Raw genomic sequence first — 12794 nt, 5'->3', positions numbered from 1 at the left:
AATCTCCTTATGCACGGTCTTCGCGCGGACGGCGCGGACGGTCATCACGGTCGCCACGGTCCGGGCGCGGGCCACGGTCGCCGAAGTCGCGGCGCGGGCCGCGGTCGTCGCCATCGCGGCGCGGACGGTCGTCGCGGTCGCGCTTCTGCATCATGGCAGACGGGCCTTCCTCGTGCTTCTCGACGGCGATCGTCATGTAGCGCAGGACGTCTTCGTTGATGCGCATCTGACGTTCCATTTCCTGGACGGCAGCTGCCGGTGCATCGATGTCCATCAGGGCGTAGTGTGCCTTGCGGTTCTTGCTGATGCGGTAGGTGAGGGACTTGAGGCCCCAGTTCTCGATACGCCCGACTTTGCCGCCGTTTGCTTCGATCACGCCCTTGTACTGTTCTACGAGGGCGTCGACCTGCTGCGCGGAAACATCCTGCCGGGCAAGGAATACATGTTCGTAAAGAGCCATGATAGCTTGCCTTTCTTGCGTTGGTCTGAAACCCGGTTCCGGCGGCTAAGCCTCAACGACTGCTCCTGTAAGGGGATGCCCCAAGCAAGAAAAGCGTTTATCCGAGACGGTCGAGAGCGGAGACACGGGAGGCTGGAACGCTTCCGTTCCGAACGATCTCCAACAAAGGAAACCGGCCCTCCGTTCAGCCACCAGCCAGGAGACCGGGTTTGCGAACACGGCGGCTTATACGGATTTCTGACGGAAACGCAAGGGCGCGGGTAAGTTTATTGCTCGCGCCATCTTGCCATCAGGTGCCATCTTGATGGCTTGTCGATCGTGTCCTATGTTTGGTAGTGAAAGGAGAAGGCCATGGCTGAACCACAACTTTCCGTCCGCAGTGCCAAGGCGCGCGACCTTGCTCATCGGCTTGCACGGCGGGAAAAGCGCTCGATTGCCGATATCGTGGAGCGCGCACTCGCTCTCTATGAAATTAAGGAAACAGGCAGTGAGCCGGCCACAGCGTTTTATGCGCGCTTAGCGGCCGGCGATGACGACGAAGATATCGATCTTGAGGCCACGATCAAGCAGAACCGCACTCCGCACAAAGGTGTTGATCTTTGATCTTTCTCGATACGAACGTCATTTCCGAAACGATGCGCAAGGCGCCTGATCCGAGCGTCGTGGCGTGGCTTACGCAGCATGACGCAGAGATTGCCTTGCCCACCGTAACCATCGCGGAAATTGCTTTTGGCATTCAAAGAGTGCCAAAAGAGCGGCGCGCGGCGCGGCTCGAGCGTGGGCTCGCCGACTGGAGGCGGCGTTTTGCTGGGCGCATCTTCGGCCTTACAGATGAGGCAGCCCTAGCCTATGGCGATATCATGGGACACGCTGCGCGTCGTGGCACGACTATGTCTGCGCAAGACGGAATGATCGCCGCGATCGCCCAAGTGAACGGCGGAAAGCTGGCGACACGCAATCTTGCTGACTTTCGCGAGACAGGACTTGATCTGATATCCCCCTGGGAATTTTGATCAGTCTCGCCGGAATGCCAGATAGCGGACCCAGCACGCCTGGAGGACAGGATGGCAGGCGTTTCTTTCATCGGAATTCTTCTTGGCCTTGCGGCCCTCGGCAGCGCGCTCATCGCCGGCGTCTTCTTTGCCTTTTCCACCTTCGTTACGGTGGCGCTTTCGAGGATCGCGCCGGCGAGCGGCATCGCGGCGATGCAGTCGATCAACGTTGTGATCCTGCGCTCGGCCTTCATGCCGATCTTCATTGGAATGGCGTTGGTTTCGCTGGTGCTTGCCTTCGCCACGCTCAGGGATTGGCAGGGCGCACGCAGCATTTATGTGCTCGCGGGAGCCACCTTCTATCTGCTGGCCGTTTTCCTGGAAACGATCGTTTTCAATGTGCCGCTGAACGATAAGCTTGCAGCCTTCGACGCGAATTCCGCCGATGGTGCCGCCTTCTGGCCGAGCTATGTCAGGGAGTGGACCAACTGGAACCATGTGCGGACGGCCGCATCGCTGCTGGCCGCCTGCGCTTTCGTCAAGGCTATGATCTGACCGCCGAGAAGCAGGGTTGCCGACCAGCCTTTTGGCAGGGCTGGTCGCTGCTTCGCTCCATTACATCGGCAGCGGATACAGCCGATGCACCTTCTCGATATCGGTGAGCGCCTCTGCCGACAGTTCGACGTTGGCGGCGGCGATATCGGTTTCGAGCTGCCCCTTCGTCGTCGCGCCGATGATGACGGAGGTCATGAAAGGCTTCGTCAGGCAATAGGCGAGCGCCATCTTGGCGGGATCGATCCGATGTTTGGCGGCGACGTCGAGGTAGGCCTTGACCGCAGGCTCCTGCAGCGGCTGGCGACGACCGCCGAGATCGCTGTTGAAGACGGCCCGCGAGCCGGCCGGCACGTTGCCGTCGACGTACTTGCCGGTCAGAAGGCCGGCGGCAAGCGGCGAATAGGCAAGCAGCCCGACATCTTCGTGGTGCGAGAGTTCGGCCATGTCCAGATCGAAATGCCGGTAGAGCAGATTGTATTCGTTCTGCACGGTGGCAATGCGCGGCAGGCCCTTTGCCTCGGCGAGCGACAAGAACTTCTGCGTGCCCCAGGTCGTCTCGTTGGAGAGGCCGATCGCCCGGATCTTGCCGGCTTTGACCAGTTCGCCCGCCGTCTCCAGAATTTCGGCGATACCCGCCACGGCCCGTTCGCGGTCCTGGGTAAAGGCGTTGTAGTTCCAGTTCTGACGGAAATGGAAGTGGCCGCGGCTCGGCCAGTGGAGCTGGTAGAGGTCCACATAGTCGGTCTTCAACCGCTTCAGGCTTCCGTCGAGAGCCAGACGCATGCTGGCGGCGTCGGGGCCCTGGCCGTTGCGGATGTAGTTGCGGCCGGGACCGGCGACCTTGGTGGCGAGCACGATATCCTTGCGCTTGCCGGTCGTCTCCAGCCAGTTGCCGATATATTCTTCAGTCCGTCCATAGGTTTCGGCCGAGAGCGGCGTCGTCGGATAGAGTTCCGCCGTGTCGAAGAAATTGACGCCCTTTTCGACGGCGTAATGCATCTGGTCGTGCGCTTCCGCCTCGCTGTTTTGCGAGCCCCAGGTCATCGTTCCCAGGCAGATTTCGGAAACGGAAATGTCGGTGCGGCCTAAGCGATTGTACTTCATGGAAAACCTTGAATCTTGCCAAAACTGGCATTGTCGGAGTGTCGCGTAAATTCAGGCAAGAATTGCGCAAGCGCAACAGGAAATTGGGCGGGTCTCGCGTATGCAAAAAGCCCGGCCTAACCGGCCTTGCGTATTGACTCCGCAAGAAAGAATGTCAATTGGGGAGCAAACCGGACCCGAAGGAAGAATATAGAATGACGATCGCGTTCACATTTCCCGGCCAGGGCAGTCAGACCGTCGGCATGGGCAAGGATCTCGCCGACAATTTCGCGGAAGCGCGCGCCGTGTTCGACGAAGTCGACGACGCCCTCGGCGAGAAGCTGTCCGACATCATATTCAACGGGCCTGAGGACAAGCTGACGCTGACGGCGAATGCCCAGCCCGCCCTGATGGCCGTTTCGGTGGCCGTCATGCGCGTGCTTTCAGCGCGCGGGCTCGACCTGAAGTCCAAGGTTTCCTATGTCGCGGGTCATTCGCTCGGCGAATATTCGGCGCTTTGCGCGGCCGGCACCTTCTCGCTTGCCGACACCGCGCGGCTGTTGCGCATCCGTGGCAACGCCATGCAGGCCGCGGTTCCCGTCGGCGTCGGCGCGATGGCGGCGATCATCGGCCTCGAGCATGCGGACGTCGCGCAGATCTGCGAGGAGGCGTCCGCCGCCGGTGCCTGTCAGATCGCCAACGACAATGGGGGCGGGCAATTGGTCATTTCCGGCGAGAAGACCGCCGTCGAGAAGGCCGCGGCGCTGGCAACGGATAAGGGGGCCAAGCGCGCCATCATGCTTCCCGTTTCCGCGCCCTTCCATTCGAGCCTGATGGCGCCGGCCGCCGAGGCGATGCGCGCAGCACTTGCCGGCGTCCAGAAGCAAAATCCCGTCGTACCGCTGATCGCCAACGTACGTGCGGCACCGGTGAACGATGCTGGCGAGATCGCAAATCTGCTGGTCGAGCAGGTGACCGGGCAGGTGCGCTGGCGCGAAACCGTCGAATGGTTCGCCGCCAACGGCGTGACGACGCTTTATGAGATCGGCGCCGGCAAGGTGTTGACGGGGCTCGCCCGCCGCATCGACAAGTCCGTGACCGGCATCGCGGTGAACACGCCCGCCGACATCGACGCCGCCGTGGCCGGCCTCCTCGGCTGATCCGGATTTTTGACTTAACACGCATCTATATCCTAAAACCGCATCGCAAGTGTTTGGGATGCGCTCAAGGAAGGGGAACCCACATGTTTGATCTGACCGGCCGCAAGGCCCTGGTAACCGGCGCATCCGGCGGCATCGGCGAGGAGATCGCGCGGCTTCTGCATAGCCAAGGCGCCATCGTCGGCCTGCACGGCACGCGCGTGGAAAAGCTGGAGGCGCTTGCCGCCGATCTTGGCCAACGCACCAGGATCTTCCCCGCCAACCTTTCGGACCGCGACGAGGTGAAGGCGCTGGGACAGAAGGCCGAGGCGGAACTCGAGGGTGTGGATATCCTCGTCAACAACGCCGGCATCACCAAGGACGGCCTGTTCGTGCGCATGAGCGACGAGGACTGGGACAATGTCATCGAAGTGAACCTGACGGCGACGTTCCGCCTGACGCGCGAACTGACGCATCCGATGATGCGCCGCCGCTATGGCCGCATCATCAACATCACCTCGGTCGTCGGCGTCACCGGCAACCCCGGGCAGGCGAACTATTGCGCCTCGAAAGCCGGCATGGTCGGGTTTACGAAGTCGCTGGCCCAGGAGATCGCGACGCGCAACGTCACGGTCAACTGCGTGGCGCCCGGCTTCATCGAGTCGGCCATGACCGGCAAGCTGAACGACAAGCAGAAGGACGCCATCATGGGCGCGATCCCGATGCGGCGCATGGGCAGCGGCGCGGAAGTCGCCTCGGCGGTCGCTTACCTGGCGTCCACGGAAGCGGGCTACATGACCGGCCAGACGCTGCACGTCAACGGCGGCATGGCAATGATCTGAAATGGCAATTGGTGATTGGGAGGATTTTTCCGCCCAATAGCATGTTGAGCAACCTGTGGGGCACGATTTTCTGGCTTTGCGACGGACTTAAACCGTGTTAAGCGGGCCATGACTGTGAACAGTCGTCCCGAATATGCAGACGGGCCGCGCCGGTTTTCGACGGCCGGGGCCATATCTCAATGCCGGGTTGAACGAGTTTGCCAGCGACGCTGAGACTGAAGCGTTGCAGGCTGAAACAGGGTAGGGATGTCATGAGGCATTCCGATCAGGACAGAAGGTCGAGGAAACCGACATGAGCGATATCGCAGAACGCGTGAAGAAAATTGTTATTGATCACTTGGGCGTCGACGCCGACAAGGTTGTTGAAGGCGCCAGCTTCATCGACGACCTCGGCGCGGACTCGCTCGACACCGTCGAACTGGTCATGGCGTTCGAAGAGGAATTCGGCGTTGAAATTCCTGATGACGCTGCCGATTCCATCCTCACGGTTGGCGACGCTGTAAAGTTCATTGAGAAGGCTCAGGCCTAATCAACTGATCTTTTTTAAGGGCGGGCTCTCGGAGTCCGCCTTTTTTCGTCCGGCCGTGCCGGCGCTTTGATCCGCTGACGAAAAACACCAAGAACAAGACTGAGAATTAGACGGGGGTTTTGGGCCATGAGACGTGTCGTCATCACGGGGACGGGCATGGTATCGCCTTTGGGCTGCGGTACCGAGGTTTCCTGGTCACGATTGGTTGCGGGGCATAACGGCGCTCGTCTGGTCACGGAATTCGAGGTCGAGGACCTTCCCGCAAAGATCGCCTGCCGGGTTCCAGTTGGTGACGGCACGGACGGCACCTTCAACGTTGACGATTGGATGGAGCCCAAGGAGCAGCGCAAGGTCGATCCCTTCATCATATTCGGGATGGCTGCCGCCGACATGGCGCTCGCCGATGCGGGCTGGCATCCGCAGACGGATGAGGACCAGATCGCGACCGGCGTGATGATCGGCTCGGGCATCGGCGGTCTCGAAGGCATCGTCGAAGCGGGCTACACGCTGCGCGACAAGGGTCCCCGCCGCATCTCGCCCTTCTTCATTCCCGGTCGCCTCATCAACCTCGTCTCCGGCCAGGTGTCGATCCGCCACAAGCTGCGCGGTCCGAACCACGCGGTTGTGACCGCCTGTTCGACCGGCGCGCATGCGATCGGCGATGCCGCGCGGTTCATCGCGCTCGGCGACGCCGACGTCATGGTGGCCGGCGGTGCCGAAGCGCCCGTTTGCCGCATTTCGCTGGCGGGTTTCGCCGCCTGCAAGGCGCTGTCGACCCGGCACAACGACGATCCGCAGAAGGCGTCCCGGCCCTATGACCGCGACCGCGACGGTTTCGTCATGGGCGAGGGCGCGGGTATCGTCGTTCTGGAAGAACTGGAACACGCCAAGGCGCGTGGCGCCAAGATTTATGCCGAGGTTGTCGGCTATGGTCTTTCCGGCGACGCATACCACATCACCGCGCCGTCCGAGGACGGTGAAGGGGCGCTGCGCTGCATGCACTCGGCGCTGAAGCGCGCGGGTCTGACGCCGGCCGACATCGACTACGTCAACGCGCACGGAACCTCGACCATGGCCGATACGATCGAGCTTGGCGCGGTCGAGCGGCTGGTCGGCGATGCGGCTTCCAGGATCTCCATGTCGTCCACGAAGTCTGCGACCGGCCACCTGCTCGGTGCCGCCGGCGCCATCGAGGCGATCTTCGCCGTACTCGCGATCCGCGACAACATCGCACCGCCGACGCTCAATCTCGACAACCCCGAGCGTGATACCGCTATCGATCTTGTTCCCCACAAGGCTCGCAAGCGGGAGATAAACGTGGCACTCTCCAACTCGTTCGGATTCGGCGGCACGAATGCGTCGCTCGTCCTGCGCCGGTATGTGGCTTAACGACAGGCTCCAATCGATCGGAAGCGCAGGCTGCGTGGCTGCTCGCGCCGGTCCCTGAACCTGTTTTTGCCGCAATGCTTAGTCAAAGAGCAGGCAACGACAAAAAGAAGGGATTGCTTGTGGACGAGACGACGGAGAACAGCGATTTGCCGAATGGCCGGGAGGGCCAGAAGGGGCCGATCATTCCGAAATCGGCCAACGAGGCGCTGCGTCCGGAGCGGGTGCCGGAACCGCCGCGCCGCTCCCGCAAGGCCCGCAGCCAGCTCGTCATTTTTCTGAACTTCCTGATGACGCTCGTGATCTTCGTTTTCGCGATCGCGATCCTCGGCACCTACTATGCCATCTCGCTCTACCAGCAGCCGGGACCGCTGACGACGAACACGAATTTCGTCGTGCGCAGCGGTGCGGGCCTCACCGACATTGCCACCAAGCTCTATGCCAACAACATCATCGTCGATGCACGCGTCTTCCGCTATCTGACGGCGACGCATCTTGGTGCGGACGAGACGCTCAAAGCCGGCGAATACGAGATCAAGGCCGGCGCCTCGATGCGCGACATCATGGAATTGCTGAAGTCCGGCAAATCGATCCTCTATTCCGTTTCCATGCCGGAGGGGCTGACTGTTCGGCAGATGTTCGACAAATTGCAGGCCGACACCATTCTTGAAGGCGATCTGCCGTCCGCGCTGCCCGCCGAAGGCGCCCTGCGGCCGGACACCTACAAGTTCTCGCGCGGCACCAAGCGCTCCGAAATCGTCGAGCAGATGCAGGCGGCGCAGGACAAGCTAGTCGACCAGATCTGGGAAAAGCGCGATCCCGGCTTGCCGATATCGAGCAAGCAGGATTTCGTGATCCTGGCCTCGATCGTGGAAAGAGAGACAGGCGTACCGGACGAGCGCGCCCACGTGGCCTCCGTCTTCCTCAATCGTCTCGGCAAGGGGATGCGACTGCAGTCGGATCCGACGGTAATATACGGTCTCTTCGGCGGCGAGGGAAAACCGGCCGACCGGCCGATCTACCAGTCTGACCTGAAGAAAGAGACCGTCTACAATACCTACATCATCAAGGGCCTGCCGCCGACGCCGATAGCCAATCCGGGCAAGGATGCGCTGGAGGCGGTTGCCAATCCCTGGAAGAGCCAGGATCTCTACTTCGTTGCCGACGGCTCGGGCGGACATGTCTTCGCCGCCACGTTGGAAGATCACAACGCCAATGTGAAGCGCTGGCGCAAGATCGTGGCCGAGAAGGGCCAGGATTCCAGCAGCATTGCCGTCGACGGCCAACCGGAGGACGGCGGCGGCGCGGGCGCTGGCACCAGCGTCCAGCCGAAAAAGAAGACGAATTGATCGTGGTTTGGAGGCTTGAATGGCATTGCAGTCCATGACCGGTTTCGCCCGGCGCGAAGGAACGAGCGGGCGTTATCGTTGGGCATGGGAGTTGCGCTCGGTGAACGGCAAGGGCCTGGATGTCAGGTTGCGCCTTCCGCCCGGTTCCGAGCGCCTTGAAGCGGACATACGCCGGCTTATCGTCGATCGTTTTTCCCGCGGCAATTTGCAGGCCAGCCTCTCGATCAATGCCGAGGAAAACCGTTTCGAGGCAACCCTCAATCAGGATGCGCTTGCTGCCGTGCTGGCGATGCGCGACCAGCTTGCCGGCGTCATCGATCCGGCACCGCTGAAGCTCGACACGCTGCTGGCGATCCGCGGCATCATCGAATTTCGCGAGGCGGAAGAGGGGGAGGATGCGGTTGCGGCGCGCGATGTCGAAGTGATGACGGGACTGGAGGCAGCACTTGCCGATCTGCGCACCATGCGCGGCCAGGAAGGCAAGGCGCTCGGCCAGATATTGCTCGGCCATGTCGCGACCATCGAGACCCTGACAACGGCCGTCGAGCACGACCCGTCGCGTTCGCTCACGGAAATCGCAGCGCGGCTTCAGGCGCAGGTAGCACTTCTGACGGAGGGCGGCTCGGGGCTTGATCGCGACAGGCTCCACGCCGAAGCGGCGTTGCTGGCGACCAAGGCGGACTTGCGCGAGGAGATCGATCGTCTGAAGGGCCATGTCGCGGCCGCGCGCGAACTGCTCGCCAAGGGCGGCCCGGTCGGACGAAAGCTCGATTTTCTTGCACAGGAATTTAACCGCGAATCGAATACAATCTGCTCGAAGTCTAATGCAGCGGCCGTCACGGCAGCGGGCATCGAATTGAAGGTCGTGATCGACCAGTTCCGCGAGCAAGTGCAGAATTTGGAGTAAGGCATGAAACCGGCGGCATCTTCGCCCATCCCAATCGTCAGGCGCGGGCTCATGCTCGTCCTTTCCTCCCCGTCGGGCGCGGGAAAGTCGACGATCGCGCGTACGCTACTCGAGACGGACAAGCACATCGGTCTTTCCGTCAGCGTCACCACGCGCCAGCGCCGCCCCAGCGAAATCGAGGGCGTTCACTACCATTTCATCAGCATTCGCGAGTTCGAGCGCCTGCGCGATTCCGAGGCCCTGCTGGAGTGGGCCGAGGTGCACGGGAATTTCTACGGCACCCCGCGTGAACCGGTCGAGGCAGCGATGGCCGAAGGCCGGGATATGCTCTTCGACATCGACTGGCAGGGTGCGCAGCAGCTGCAGGAAAAGATGGCGGCCGATGTCGTCTCGATCTTCGTGCTGCCACCGACCATGACCGAACTGCAGTCGCGTCTGCATCGGCGCGCCGAGGATTCCGAAGAGGTTATCGCGACGCGCCTTGCCAATTCGCGTTCCGAGATCGCCCATTGGCGGGAATACGACTATGTGATCGTCAACGACGATCTGAACATCGCCTTCGATTCCGTGCAGTCGATCGTAAAAGCCGAGCGCCTCCGCCGCGACCGCCGTCACGGCATGTTCGATTTCGTTCGTGGCCTTCTCGAGGAAACGCCGAAGCTTTGAGCTTCTAATCTAAAGACAGTTCGCCAGTCGGCAGAATTCATCGACGGAAAGCGTTTCCGCGCGCCGCGTGGGATCGATCCCGGCCTTGGCAAGCAGAGCCTCGCCGCCGAGCGGCTTCAAGCTCTGGCGGAGCATCTTGCGGCGCTGGCCGAAGGCCGCCTCGGTCACCCGTTCCAGCTTGCCCACGGCGCAAGGGATGGGGTTTTCCTTTGGCGTCAGGTGCACCACGGTCGAGGTTACCTTCGGCGGCGGCGTGAAGGCTTGCGGCGAAATGTCGAACGCCATGTACGCCTGGGTTCGCCAGCCGCAAAGGACACCAAGCCGGCCGTAGTGGTCATCGGCCTCGTCCGCGACGATGCGCAATCCCACTTCCTTCTGGAACATCAGCGTCAGCGATTGCCAGAAGGGCGGCCATGCCTTCGGCAGGAGCCAGTTGACCAGCAGCTGCGTGCCGACATTGTAAGGCAAGTTGGCGATGACGCGCACGGGACCGTCGACCGGCAGCGTTTCGAAATCCACCTTCAGCGCGTCGCCTTCGATAACTTCCAGGCGGCCGGGATAATGGGCCGCGATTTCGGCAAGCGCCGGCAGGCAGCGGCTGTCGCGTTCGACCGCAATCACTTTCTTCGCCCCGAGCGCCAGAATGGCCCGCGTCAGCCCGCCGGGCCCCGGGCCTACTTCGAAGACGGTAACCCCTTCCAAAGGTCCGGCGGTTCTCGCCACCTTTTGCGTCAGGTTGAGGTCGAGAAGAAAATTCTGGCCGAGTGCCTTGCGCGCATCGAGCCCGTGACGCTGGATTACCTCTCGAAGCGGCGGCAGACCGTCAAGCGCTGCCATCAGTTTGCGCTTCCGGCGGTCCGGGCAAGCTCGGCCGCCAATTTGAGCGCGGCGACGAGGCTCGCGTCGCTCGCAATCCCCTTGCCCGCAATCCCGAAGGCGGTGCCGTGGTCGGGCGATGTGCGGATGAAGGGGAGGCCGAGCGTCACGTTGACGCTGTCATCAAAGCCCAAGGCCTTCGCGGGGATCAGCGCTTGGTCGTGATACATGCAGATCGCGACATCATAGCGCTTGCGGGCATCGTCGTGGAACATGGTGTCTGCGGGAAGGGGGCCGATCGCGTCGATGCCTTCGGCGCGCAAGCGCTGGATCGCCGGCTCGATAATGTCCACTTCCTCGCGTCCCATGGCGCCGGACTCGCCAGCGTGCGGGTTGAGGCCCGAGACGGCGAGACGCGGGCGGGTAATGCCGAAACGGACCTTCAGATCGTGCGCGGCTATTCTGCAAGTCTCTTCCAAGAGCTCGGCGGTCAGCGCACCGGGGACGTCTTTCAGCGGAATATGGATGGTTACCGGGATCGCGCGGAGCTTGGGGCCGGCAAGCATCATCACCGGCGTGACGGTCTTCCCCGTCGCGCGCGCCGCCAGGTCGGCCAGGAACTCGGTATGGCCGGGAAAGCCGAAGCCTGCTTCGTAAAGCACGGACTTGGCGATAGGATTGGTGACGACCGCGAGCGTATCGCCCCTGAGACTCAGATCGACCGCCTTTTCGATTGCGCCGATCGTCGCTTTTGCCGTCGCCACATGCGGCTTACCCGGCTCGACATCCACGCCGATCGCGATAGGCAGCACGGGAAGCGCCTCGGCGAATATCCCGCAGGCTTCCGAAGGTGCTGCCTCGCGCAGCACCACCTCAAGATTAAGCACCCGGGCCCGTGCCTCAAGCACGTTGGGATCGCCGATGAAGAGGAAGGGCGGCAGGCCGGTTTTCCGACGGTTAACCCATGCCGTCAGGGCAATATCGGGTCCGATCCCCGCAGGATCGCCCTGCGACAGCGCCAAAGGCCGGGTGAGGAGCGCGGACATCTGCTTAAATCAACGGTTGAGAATCTGCGCCTTGGAGCGCAGCTCGTCGACATACTTCTTGTCGTTGGCGTTGACCTTTTGGTCGCCCTTTCCGAGATCCTCGGCGCGGAACACGGCTTCGGCCGCGACATCGTCGTTTACCTGACGCTGCGAGCAGATGGCCACGTATTCGACGCCACGATCTGTGACGTGCGTTGCCGTCGTGTTGCCCGTCGCCTTTTCGATCAGCGGCTTCCAGTCCTCCGGCAACTCCGGCGCCAGCACGCGGCCGAGATCGCGGACCGAAACGTCATGCATGGTGGCGGCAAAGGCCTTTGCCTGTTCGCAGCCGGGGAACTTGGCGCGCGAGGCTTCCGCTTCCGCCTGGCGCTTGCCGGTGATCGCACCCTTCTTGGCAGCTGGAATGACGAAGATCATCTGCTTCAGGACATACTCGGTCGTAACCGGCTTTTCCTTGTTTTCGAGTCGCGCAATCAGCTCGTCGTTGCTCATCTTGCCGCTTGAACCGTAACGGGCATTGACGACGCGGGGCCAGCTCATCGACACGGCGATATAGGACTTGAAGTGATCGGCGGTAACGCCGGCCTTGCTGAGGATTTCGGTCAGCTGCGGGACCGTCATCTTGTTGCTCGTGGCAAAACGCGCGAAGGAAGCATCGACATCCTCGGTGCTGACCGACATGCGCAAGCGGGATATCTCCTGGCGCTTCAGCGTCTCGTCGATCAGCTGCTCACGGGCCATCGTGCTCAAGTCGCCCTTCTGGTGCTGCAGACGCAGAAAGTTGACGCGCTTGGCGATGTCGTCGTTGGTGATCGCCACACTGTTGACGACGACCTTGACCTCGCTAGCAAAAGCGGCGCTGCCAAGCGGAGCGGCGACGGCGGCCAAGGTCAAGCTCGTCCCGAGCAGCAGGGCGCACATCGGCTTCATTGCGGAAAACATAATAACCCTTCCCAAGGTCTCTGATTGCGCGGCTTCGCATCCAGTTGCGGCGCGCCAAGATGGCGAGTGTCTATGCCATACG

The 12794-nt window shown here is 62.0% G+C and carries 15 protein-coding genes; 10 read left to right on the top strand and 5 right to left on the bottom strand.

The genetic code is table 11. From position 1 onward, the window contains the following. Positions 1-7: 7 nt before the first annotated feature. On the bottom strand, positions 8-460 hold the full coding sequence (gene rpsF, locus AB4048_RS12430; protein ID WP_442202270.1) for a 30S ribosomal protein S6: 453 nt from the start codon (positions 458-460) through the stop codon (positions 8-10). Between the two features lie 351 nt (positions 461-811). Between rpsF and AB4048_RS12425 the strand changes: the two genes are divergently transcribed. Genes AB4048_RS12425 through AB4048_RS12415 form a run of 3 tightly spaced genes read left to right on the top strand, consistent with a single transcriptional unit; the run spans position 812 to position 2007 of the window. Beyond that, entirely contained in the window at positions 812-1063 is a 252-nt protein-coding gene (locus AB4048_RS12425; RefSeq protein ID WP_442202269.1) for a plasmid stabilization protein, read from the top strand. Further along, complete coding sequence (locus tag AB4048_RS12420) at positions 1060-1473, top strand: type II toxin-antitoxin system VapC family toxin (RefSeq protein ID WP_442202268.1); 414 nt, start codon at positions 1060-1062, stop codon at positions 1471-1473. The genes AB4048_RS12425 and AB4048_RS12420 overlap by 4 nt, the downstream gene beginning before the upstream one ends. Before the next feature lie 51 nt (positions 1474-1524). Continuing rightward, positions 1525-2007, top strand: coding sequence for an anthrone oxygenase family protein (locus AB4048_RS12415; RefSeq protein WP_442202267.1), 483 nt, complete (start codon positions 1525-1527; stop codon positions 2005-2007). A 60-nt stretch (positions 2008-2067) separates the two neighbouring features. On the opposite strand, the gene AB4048_RS12410 is transcribed toward AB4048_RS12415, so the two are convergent. Continuing rightward, entirely contained in the window at positions 2068-3111 is a 1044-nt protein-coding gene (locus AB4048_RS12410) for an aldo/keto reductase (RefSeq protein ID WP_442202266.1), read from the bottom strand. A gap of 194 nt (positions 3112-3305) precedes the next feature. Here AB4048_RS12410 and fabD point away from each other — a divergent pair, with 194 nt between their 5' ends. From fabD to gmk, 7 genes are all read left to right on the top strand, one after another. Beyond that, positions 3306-4250 carry an ACP S-malonyltransferase gene (gene fabD / locus AB4048_RS12405; protein ID WP_442202265.1) on the top strand — a complete coding sequence of 315 codons (945 nt, stop codon included), beginning with the start codon at positions 3306-3308 and terminating at the stop codon, positions 4248-4250. Positions 4251-4333: 83 nt separating this feature from the next. Next, complete coding sequence (fabG, locus tag AB4048_RS12400) at positions 4334-5071, top strand: 3-oxoacyl-[acyl-carrier-protein] reductase (protein WP_442202264.1); 738 nt, start codon at positions 4334-4336, stop codon at positions 5069-5071. A gap of 292 nt (positions 5072-5363) precedes the next feature. Further along, entirely contained in the window at positions 5364-5600 is a 237-nt protein-coding gene (locus AB4048_RS12395) for an acyl carrier protein (RefSeq protein ID WP_003502080.1), read from the top strand. Between the two features lie 126 nt (positions 5601-5726). Further along, a complete protein-coding gene (gene fabF / locus AB4048_RS12390; RefSeq protein ID WP_442202263.1) occupies positions 5727-6989 on the top strand; it encodes a beta-ketoacyl-ACP synthase II in 1263 nt (420 codons plus the stop codon). A gap of 113 nt (positions 6990-7102) precedes the next feature. Further along, positions 7103-8335: an endolytic transglycosylase MltG gene (gene mltG, locus AB4048_RS12385; RefSeq protein ID WP_442202262.1), complete on the top strand. Its 1233-nt coding sequence runs from the start codon at positions 7103-7105 to the stop codon at positions 8333-8335. Between the two features lie 19 nt (positions 8336-8354). After that, positions 8355-9242 carry a YicC/YloC family endoribonuclease gene (locus AB4048_RS12380; RefSeq protein WP_442202261.1) on the top strand — a complete coding sequence of 296 codons (888 nt, stop codon included), beginning with the start codon at positions 8355-8357 and terminating at the stop codon, positions 9240-9242. 3 nt (positions 9243-9245) lie between these two features. Further along, the gene (gene gmk, locus AB4048_RS12375) at positions 9246-9908 is read left to right on the top strand and encodes a guanylate kinase (protein WP_442202260.1); all 663 of its coding nucleotides are present in this window, start codon (positions 9246-9248) and stop codon (positions 9906-9908) included. A gap of 9 nt (positions 9909-9917) precedes the next feature. Here gmk and rsmA read toward each other — a convergent pair whose 3' ends face one another. Genes rsmA through AB4048_RS12360 form a run of 3 tightly spaced genes read right to left on the bottom strand, consistent with a single transcriptional unit; the run spans position 9918 to position 12712 of the window. Continuing rightward, positions 9918-10745 carry a 16S rRNA (adenine(1518)-N(6)/adenine(1519)-N(6))-dimethyltransferase RsmA gene (gene rsmA / locus AB4048_RS12370; RefSeq protein WP_442202259.1) on the bottom strand — a complete coding sequence of 276 codons (828 nt, stop codon included), beginning with the start codon at positions 10743-10745 and terminating at the stop codon, positions 9918-9920. After that, entirely contained in the window at positions 10745-11770 is a 1026-nt protein-coding gene (pdxA, locus tag AB4048_RS12365; RefSeq protein WP_442202258.1) for a 4-hydroxythreonine-4-phosphate dehydrogenase PdxA, read from the bottom strand. Before pdxA ends, rsmA begins: the two co-directional genes overlap by 1 nt. A 9-nt stretch (positions 11771-11779) precedes the next feature. Continuing rightward, positions 11780-12712: a peptidylprolyl isomerase gene (locus tag AB4048_RS12360; protein ID WP_442202257.1), complete on the bottom strand. Its 933-nt coding sequence runs from the start codon at positions 12710-12712 to the stop codon at positions 11780-11782. Between the last annotated feature and the right edge of the window lie 82 nt (positions 12713-12794).

The sequence above is a fragment of the Rhizobium sp. RAF56 genome (assembly GCF_052113965.1).
GTDB lineage: Bacteria > Pseudomonadota > Alphaproteobacteria > Rhizobiales > Rhizobiaceae > Rhizobium.
Note: the sequence above shows the minus strand (reverse complement) of the source record. Positions and strands in the feature narration are given on the sequence as shown.

Coding starts and splice junctions, on each gene's coding strand:
- AB4048_RS12360 (WP_442202257.1), bottom strand. CDS start 12,712: ATGTTTTCCGCAATGAAGCCGATGTGCGCCCTGCTGCTCGGGACGAGC.
- pdxA (WP_442202258.1), bottom strand. CDS start 11,770: ATGTCCGCGCTCCTCACCCGGCCTTTGGCGCTGTCGCAGGGCGATCCT.
- rsmA (WP_442202259.1), bottom strand. CDS start 10,745: ATGGCAGCGCTTGACGGTCTGCCGCCGCTTCGAGAGGTAATCCAGCGT.
- AB4048_RS12410 (WP_442202266.1), bottom strand. CDS start 3,111: ATGAAGTACAATCGCTTAGGCCGCACCGACATTTCCGTTTCCGAAATC.
- fabG (WP_442202264.1), top strand. CDS start 4,334: ATGTTTGATCTGACCGGCCGCAAGGCCCTGGTAACCGGCGCATCCGGC.
- fabD (WP_442202265.1), top strand. CDS start 3,306: ATGACGATCGCGTTCACATTTCCCGGCCAGGGCAGTCAGACCGTCGGC.
- fabF (WP_442202263.1), top strand. CDS start 5,727: ATGAGACGTGTCGTCATCACGGGGACGGGCATGGTATCGCCTTTGGGC.
- AB4048_RS12380 (WP_442202261.1), top strand. CDS start 8,355: ATGGCATTGCAGTCCATGACCGGTTTCGCCCGGCGCGAAGGAACGAGC.
- AB4048_RS12395 (WP_003502080.1), top strand. CDS start 5,364: ATGAGCGATATCGCAGAACGCGTGAAGAAAATTGTTATTGATCACTTG.
- rpsF (WP_442202270.1), bottom strand. CDS start 460: ATGGCTCTTTACGAACATGTATTCCTTGCCCGGCAGGATGTTTCCGCG.
- gmk (WP_442202260.1), top strand. CDS start 9,246: ATGAAACCGGCGGCATCTTCGCCCATCCCAATCGTCAGGCGCGGGCTC.
- AB4048_RS12415 (WP_442202267.1), top strand. CDS start 1,525: ATGGCAGGCGTTTCTTTCATCGGAATTCTTCTTGGCCTTGCGGCCCTC.
- AB4048_RS12425 (WP_442202269.1), top strand. CDS start 812: ATGGCTGAACCACAACTTTCCGTCCGCAGTGCCAAGGCGCGCGACCTT.